Source organism: Paraburkholderia sp., assembly GCF_034668105.1.
Lineage (GTDB): Bacteria > Pseudomonadota > Gammaproteobacteria > Burkholderiales > Burkholderiaceae > Paraburkholderia.
Genome location: NZ_JAXDPY010000094.1, coordinates 1 through 7,246 on the forward strand (window position 1 = coordinate 1; position 7,246 = coordinate 7,246).

Sequence of the window (7,246 nt, forward strand, 5' to 3'; positions counted from 1 at the left end):
CTGGATTTCAGCGTCGGCAGTGGCGAAATCGTGTCGATCGTCGGGCGCAGCGGGGCTGGCAAGAGCACGCTCTTCAATCTCATTTCGGGGCTGCTCACGCCGCAATCCGGGTGCGTGGAAGTCGGCCGACGCGCCGATGGCGGCGAGGGGCGCATCGCCTACATGCTGCAAAAGGACTTGCTGCTGCCATGGCGCACGGTGCTGGAAAACGCGGTGCTGGGCATCGAGCTTTATCGCAAGGTTCGGCGCGAGGACATCGAGCGCGCGAGACAAATGCTGGCGCGTTACGGCCTCGATTCCTTCGCCGACGCGCATCCGCACGCGCTTTCGGGCGGCATGCGCCAGCGCGTAGCGCTCACCCGCACGCTGCTCGTCGAACCGACGCTCGTGCTCCTCGATGAGCCGTTTTCGGCGCTCGACTACGAAACCCGCCTGACGCTGGAGGACGATGTCATGGACTTGCGCAAGCAAAACGGCACCAGCGTCATTCTTGTAACGCACGACATCGAGGAGGCAATCGCGATGAGCGACCGCGTCATTCTCCTTGGCGGACGCCCGGCGTGTATCGAGGACAACATCGACGTTCGACTCTCCACCTCCGGGTCCCGCACCGCGGTATCGGCGCGCGAAGCGCCCGAGTTCCGTGCCTACCATTCGCGCATCTGGAACGGATTGCGCGGGCACTCAATCCAGCACGCGGGAGCCTCGGCATGAGCGATGTCGCGATCTCATCAACGGTCACGCGCAAGCGCGCAGCAAGCGGCCGTTCCAGAACGCTTGGCACGACCGGCATTGTCGTCGCGATCGTCGTCGCGATCGTGGCTGTCTGGCAATTGGCGGTTACGCTTGGCTGGGTCAACGGCCGCCTGTTCGGCTCGCCCGAGGGAATCTACCGGGCTGCGGTGCTGGGCCTCTCGCCGCAGGGCACACTCGTCACAGACACGCTGACGACGCTTTTCGAAACGCTGATGGGCCTCGTGGTCGGCAGCGGACTTGGTATCGGCTTCGGACTGTTGCTCTGGTTTGTGCCGAGAGTCTCCGGTGTGGCCGAAGGTCTGTCGGTCATTCTGAACAGCATTCCGAAGATTGCGCTCGGTCCACTGATTGTCATCTGGTTCGGCTCGGACATGGCCTCGAAAGTCTGGCTGGCCGGCATCTCCACATTCGCGGTCGCGATGATTTCCGCGTGCGCCGCGGCACGCGAGGTGGATCAGGACCTGCTGAATCTGTTCCGCTCGTTCAAGGCGAAGCCGAGCATGATCTTCAGCAAACTGATCGTGCCTGGCGCACTGCCGTGGATCTTCTCGACGCTGCGCGTGAACATCGGCTTCGCGTTGATCGGTTCGGTGGTGGGCGAATACATCGCTTCGCAGGCGGGAGTGGGTCATGAAGTGTTCGTCGCTGGCTCTTTGTTTGACCTCAATACTGTGTGGCTTGGCATCATCGTTCTCACGGTGATGGCATCGATTCTGAGTTGGATTGTTCAATTTACGGAAGCAAAGGTGATTACATGGAAAAGAAAACGGTGAAGTTTCTGGGCACTTGCCTTGTGGCGGCGCTCGCCGCTTCCGGGGCCCGCATGGCGGTTGCTGCCGAGCCGGTAGTCGTTTATCAGGCCTTTCAGTCGATTCAGTATCTGCCGCTTTACGTAGCGCTCGACAAAGGCTTGTTTGCAAAGAACGGCCTCACGGTGCAGAAAGTGACGGCCGGCGGCGGCGCAGCCGGAGTGGCTGCGGTGATCGGCGCTCACGCGGACTTTTCGCTGCAGGACCCGATGACGGCGATGCTTGCCAACCTCAAGGGTGCATCGCTCGTCAATGTGGCGAACGTGGTTGCAGGCGTGCCCGTCTGGATCATCGCGCCGCCAGGCTCGCCGGTTAAGGCGGTGTCCGATCTCGCCGGCAGGAGCGTGGCCACTGCGCTGCCGCCGACGACGAGTACCTATCTGCTGCAGCGCCTCCTCAGCGAGCAAAAGCTCGCCAACGTGAAGCTCGACACCGTGCAGATCGGCACGGAGCTCGCACCGGTCAGCGCGGGGCGCGACGAAGCGGCGGCGCTTTACGAGCCGCAGGTCGATACCGGGTTGTCCCAGGGCTACCGGGTCGTCTACGCATTCCCGAAGGCCTATCCGGGTGGCTATGTGTTCTCCAGCATGGACACGCTCGCTTCCACGATCAAAGCCAGGCCGCAGATGGTCGCTGCGTTTGTGAAATCGATCGGCGAGGCCGAAGCGCTGATCCAGCACTCGCCCGATACGGCGAAGGCTGTTGCGCGGACCGAGTTTCCGACGCTTGATCCCAAGGTGGTCGACAGCGCTGTACAGCGCATGATCGACCAGGCGATTTACGCAACGACGCCCGAGATTTCCGAGCAGGCGTTCCATAACGCGCTAGCCTTGCAGGAGTCCCTCGGCAACATCAAGCCGGGCAGCGTGACCTATGCGGGCGCGGTGGACAATTCGTTTGCGGCGGCAGCAGCGCGCAAATAGGCACGGGGGACGGGAGAGGGCGCTCGCGCCAAGCCGGCACCCGCTCGAATCGCTCCGGATTCCTCGCGCAATTCACGCAATTCGCGCAATCAACAGTAAAGCTATCACCAGAATGCAAAAGCAATCGTTGCTGAATACTCTCCTTGCCAGCCGCGGCGACGCCCAGGTTGCCCGCGCGCGGCTCGCGGCCGCAAAGGCGCGTGCCGACGAACTCGAACCCTGGCTGCGCGCGTTCACATCGCGCGCCGACACCTATGACGTGGATGCCGCGGTCAACGGACCGCTCGCCGGCCTGCCGGTCGGTATCAAGGATCTGATCGATACACGTGACATGCCGACCGCCTACGGGTCGCCGGTCTATCGCGGACACCAGCCGTCGGCGGATGCGCATATCGTCGAGTCCATCCGACAGGCGGGCGGCGTGATCTTCGGGAAGACGGTGACGACCGAGTTCGCCTGGCGCGAGCCAGGACCCACGGTCAATCCGTGGAACCGGCTGCACACGCCGGGCGGGTCGTCGAGCGGCTCAGCGGCTGCCGTGGCCGCCGGCATAGTGCCGCTTGCACTCGGTACGCAAACCGTCGGCTCGGTCATCCGACCGGCCGCTTATTGTGGAGTCGTCGGCTACAAGCCCAGTTTCGGCAAGGTGTCCCGCGATGGCGTACATCCGCTGTCGGGCTCGCTCGATCATGTCGGCTTTTTCGCGCAGACGGTGGAGGGGACGGCGCTTGCGCATGCGCTCTTCGTCGAGCACCGGCCGGACGTGTTGGCGAGCCTCGATGCATGGGCCGCATGGTTCCCCGCCAGTCCTCCAGCCCAGTTGGGCGTGTTACGTACGCCCTTCTGGAACCGGGTGCAGCCGGCACAGAAGGAGAACTTCGAGGCCTCGCTCGAGCGTTTGCGCGCCGCCGGCGCCACACTCGTCGAGCTTGAATACGGCGCGGATATGCAGGCGATGGTCGACGCGGTGCAGGTCATTGCGTGCGTCGAAGCGCAGCACACGATCGGCCCCACCGCCGCCAACCATCCTGAACTCGTCAGTGAGCACATGCATAGGCTGATTGCGGCAGGCGCGGCAACGCCTGTCGCGGAGTACGAGGCTGCCCTTGCGTTGCAGGCGCGGTTGCGTCGCGAATCGAAGCTGCTGCTCGCCGGATGCGACGCGCTCGTGACCCTGTCGGCGCCCGGTGAGGCCCCCGCGGGGCTCTCGGACACAGGCGACGGGATCTTCTGCGCACCATGGAGCCTGACAGGCAGCCCAGCCGTGACTGTGCCGTCGGGCCGCACCGCAAATGGCTTGCCGCTTGCGTTCCAGGTGGTCGGCGAGTTCGGCGCCGATCTGCGCACGCTGCAGATCGCGGCCTGGGTCGAAAGCCAGTTGCAGGCGCAATGGCCAGCCTCGTCCGTATCGGCTGGGCATCCCGAAGCGGCATCCGCCTGACGGGCCGCGAGCGCGCCGGTGTCGGTTATAGTGCGCGGCATGCACTAACACGGCGACGCGGCAAAAGGAGGATACGTTGAGCAGGCCCTATCGAACCATCCAGGAATACGTCCTCGGAACATTGAGGGCGGAGATCCTGAAGGGCGTGTATCCGCCGAATACGCGTCTCAGACAGGAAGAGGTGGCCAAGCGTCTGGATGTCAGCACGACGCCTGTCCGCGAGGCGTTTCGCGACCTGCGTGCCGAGGGGCTGGTGTCGATCGACCCGAACCGGGGCGTCGTCATACGCGGCCTCACTGCGGAAGACGTGAGCGAGATTTACGAACTGCGCATGCTGCTCGAGCCCATGCTCGCGGAGCGGGCTTGCCGGCAGCTGGCGCCCGCCGGTCTCGCGGCGGCCACCGAGTGTCACGCAACCATGAGCGCGACTCCGTCGTCCGAAAAATGGGCATTGCTCAACGTGGAATTCCACCGGCACCTGATCGGGAGTCAGGAGAAAACACGCCTGTTCGAGATCGTCGAAAGCCTTTCGGGTGTCGCCCGTCCCTATGTGTCGCTGGCGATGCACGTCAAGCAAGACCTCATGGAGAGTAACAACCGTGAGCACGCGCAGCTGCTGGACGCCTTCCGGGCGGGCGATGCGCTGTCCGTGCGCGAGCAGAGCCGGATACACCTCGAAAACACGCGCAACGCGATCGTCGCCTGTGTCGCCCAGTGGGCGCCGACCGAGCTCGCCCACGGTTAGCGCGACCCAGGCGGCGCGCCTGGCGTCCGCTGGCCTTGGGGGCGCAGGTGAGCCAACCGGTTGGCGGCACCACGTAGGCGTTCCTGTTGCCGTGAACGGGACGCCCAACCAAGCCAACGCTTATTCCAGGAACACACACCATATGGACAATTCGCTGATTTCCATCCCGGCGGTGACCGCCCGCGAACTTATCGGACGCCGCGAGCTTTCCCCCGTCGAACTGCTCGACGCCTGCATCGCTCAGATCGAGGCGATCAACCCGGCCGTCAACGCCATGGCGGCGACCTGCTTCGAACGCGCGCGCGAGGAAGCGCGGCGCGCGGAGTCGGCCGTTGTGCGCGGCGAGCCGCTCGGCCCGCTGCACGGGTTGCCGCTCGGCGTCAAGGATCTGGAGGAGACGGCAGGCCTTTTGACCACCTACGGTTCGCCGCTTTTTCGCGCCAACGTGCCGGCGCGCGACAACGCCTTCGTGGCTCACCTGCGCGCCGCGGGCGCTATCGTGACCGCCAAGACCAACACACCCGAGATGGGCGCGGGGGCCAACACGCGCAATGTGGTCTGGGGCGCTACCGGCAATCCGTTCAATCCGTTGTTGAACGCTGGCGGCTCTTCGGGCGGCTCGGCCGTCGCGCTCGCCACCAATATGCTGCCGCTCTGCACCGGCACGGATACGGGCGGCTCGCTGCGGATTCCCGCTGCGCTTTGCGGCGTGGTCGGATTCCGGCCCTCGCCGGGCCTCGTGCCGATCGACCGCAAGGTGCTCGGCTGGACGCCGATCGACGTGAGTGGTCCGATGGGGCGCAACGTCGCGGACACCCGGCTGCTACTGGCCGCCCAGGCCGGCTTGCATCACAACGATCCGCTCGGGTATCCCATCGCCGGGTCGGCATTCGGGCATGGCGAGCCACTCGACGTCAGCACGCTGCGTATCGGCTATACGGAAGACTTCGGCATGTGCGCTGTCGACAATGCGACGCGCGCGACCTTCCGCGCGAAGATGGCGGCGCTCGCCGGCTACGTCAAGGTGTGCGAGCCGGTGGATCTCGACATGGGCGAGGCCGACCGCACTTTCGACGTGATCCGCGCGCAGAACTTCCTCGCCAGTTTCAGGGAGACCTACGAGCGCGACCCATCGCTGCTCGGCCCGAACACGCGCGCCAATTACGAAATGGCGCAGGCGATGTCGCTTCGCGACGCAGTGTGGGCGCATGCGGAGCAGACGAAGATTTTCCGCCGCTTCCAGGCGAAGTTCGACGACTACGATCTGATCGTCTCGCCTACCTCGTCGATCTCACCGTTTCCCTGGTCCCAGTGGCATCTCGCCGAGGTCAACGGCCACCCGCTCGACAATTATTACCGCTGGGTCGCGCTCACCTACGTCGTCACGCTGCTCACGAATCCGGCTCTGTCGCTACCTTGCGGTACCGATCACGCGGGCATGCCGTTCGGCCTGCAACTCGTCGGTCCGTTTCGCGGCGACGCGCGGCTGCTTGACATGGCCGAATCGCTTGAAAACGCGCTGCGCAACGACGCGGTACTGAACCGTCCGCTCCCTGATCTTCGCGCGCTCTCGTCTACGGTAAGCGAACTCAAGTCGATCGTGACCGATCCGCCCGTGGCGATGGTGACGGGCGGCTAGGTATGCGGGGCTTGAGAGCAAACCACGGAACGCCAGGCAGATCGTGATGGACGAGATGATAGTTGTTGTTCAGGAACAGCAAGCGCCAGAACCAGGCCGCCTCGTTGATGACGGTGCGATGCTCGTGAGCCTGTGCCGCCCGATGTTCGTGAAACGAGCGGATCGAGCCCAGCGACAACGAGCCATAGCCCGCGCCCACGATAAACGCCCACGCAGGCATTCCACAGACGCGTTGCAGCCACACTGTCAGTGCGGCTAGTGCGGCCAGATGCGCGAGCCATCTCGGCAGAACGGAGGGACATATCAACCACCGTCCGCCACCCGGCACGCGTGATCGAGCAAACCCTCCGCCGTGCCGCTGCCGTTGTCCGTATCGAGTCCGCTATTCACGATGAGCCAGCCATCCTTCTGCGCCGATGGCCCAGCCCCCGTCACGAGGATGGTTTGCATCGCCATTGCCGCGGAACCGCTATTGTCATGCGCGACGATGCGAAACGGATTGTTCGCCTGAGTGATCGAGGTCACGCGCATGATCCGGTAGCGCTGGCCGTCCAGCGTATCCCAGCGCCACTCGCCAGGCGCGTCTTTCGCGTGGCGCGCGAGCGCGTCGCTTATGTCGCCGTGCATGCAATCGATATGGATATGCAACTGGTTTTGCGAGCGGCGGAATTGCGAGTTGATTTCGATCCCGAGTTGATTGTCGGGCAACGACCGCTTGACCGACTTCTCCACGTACAACCGCGACCCCCATGCATCGACCCAGTAGTCCTGTGCATTCGGCGCCAATATGAATGGGCTTTCTATGCCGGTGACGCGATCGGTCGGAATCAGCAGATGCTGCGAGCGGCCGACGATATCCTTCAGGATCACGTAGCGTTTGTCGAGATCGACGCTCGTGCACTGGCCCGGTGTACCGGTGGTCTGTTGCGAGGG

General features: G+C 64.3%; 7 protein-coding genes and 1 pseudogene. 6 read left to right on the forward strand and 2 right to left on the reverse strand.

The features are described from left to right. From QOC89_RS04700 to QOC89_RS04725, 6 genes are all read left to right on the forward strand, one after another. The gene (locus tag QOC89_RS04700; RefSeq protein ID WP_323043958.1) at positions 1 to 714 is read left to right on the forward strand and encodes an ABC transporter ATP-binding protein; all 714 of its coding nucleotides are present in this window, start codon (positions 1 to 3) and stop codon (positions 712 to 714) included. Next, on the forward strand, positions 711 to 1,529 hold the full coding sequence (locus QOC89_RS04705) for an ABC transporter permease (RefSeq protein WP_323043959.1): 819 nt from the start codon (positions 711 to 713) through the stop codon (positions 1,527 to 1,529). Before QOC89_RS04700 ends, QOC89_RS04705 begins: the two co-directional genes overlap by 4 nt. Further along, a complete protein-coding gene (locus QOC89_RS04710) occupies positions 1,511 to 2,488 on the forward strand; it encodes an ABC transporter substrate-binding protein (protein ID WP_323043960.1) in 978 nt (325 codons plus the stop codon). The genes QOC89_RS04705 and QOC89_RS04710 overlap by 19 nt, the downstream gene beginning before the upstream one ends. Before the next feature lie 127 nt (positions 2,489 to 2,615). Continuing rightward, positions 2,616 to 3,929 carry an amidase gene (locus QOC89_RS04715; RefSeq protein WP_323043961.1) on the forward strand — a complete coding sequence of 438 codons (1,314 nt, stop codon included), beginning with the start codon at positions 2,616 to 2,618 and terminating at the stop codon, positions 3,927 to 3,929. A 76-nt stretch (positions 3,930 to 4,005) separates the two neighbouring features. Further along, positions 4,006 to 4,674: a GntR family transcriptional regulator gene (locus tag QOC89_RS04720; RefSeq protein ID WP_323043962.1), complete on the forward strand. Its 669-nt coding sequence runs from the start codon at positions 4,006 to 4,008 to the stop codon at positions 4,672 to 4,674. A gap of 142 nt (positions 4,675 to 4,816) precedes the next feature. After that, positions 4,817 to 6,313, forward strand: a complete 1,497-nt coding sequence (locus QOC89_RS04725; protein WP_323043963.1) for an amidase — start codon at positions 4,817 to 4,819, stop codon at positions 6,311 to 6,313. 10 nt (positions 6,314 to 6,323) lie between these two features. Here the strand turns inward: QOC89_RS04725 and QOC89_RS04730 are convergent. Both QOC89_RS04730 and QOC89_RS04735 read right to left on the reverse strand, forming a co-directional pair. Beyond that, a pseudogene (locus QOC89_RS04730) lies at positions 6,324 to 6,644 on the reverse strand (fatty acid desaturase); the annotation flags it as partial. Then, on the reverse strand, positions 6,617 to 7,246 hold a 630-nt coding region (locus tag QOC89_RS04735; protein WP_323043964.1), incomplete at its 5' end, for a CDP-diacylglycerol diphosphatase. The pseudogene QOC89_RS04730 and the gene QOC89_RS04735, both read right to left, overlap by 28 nt.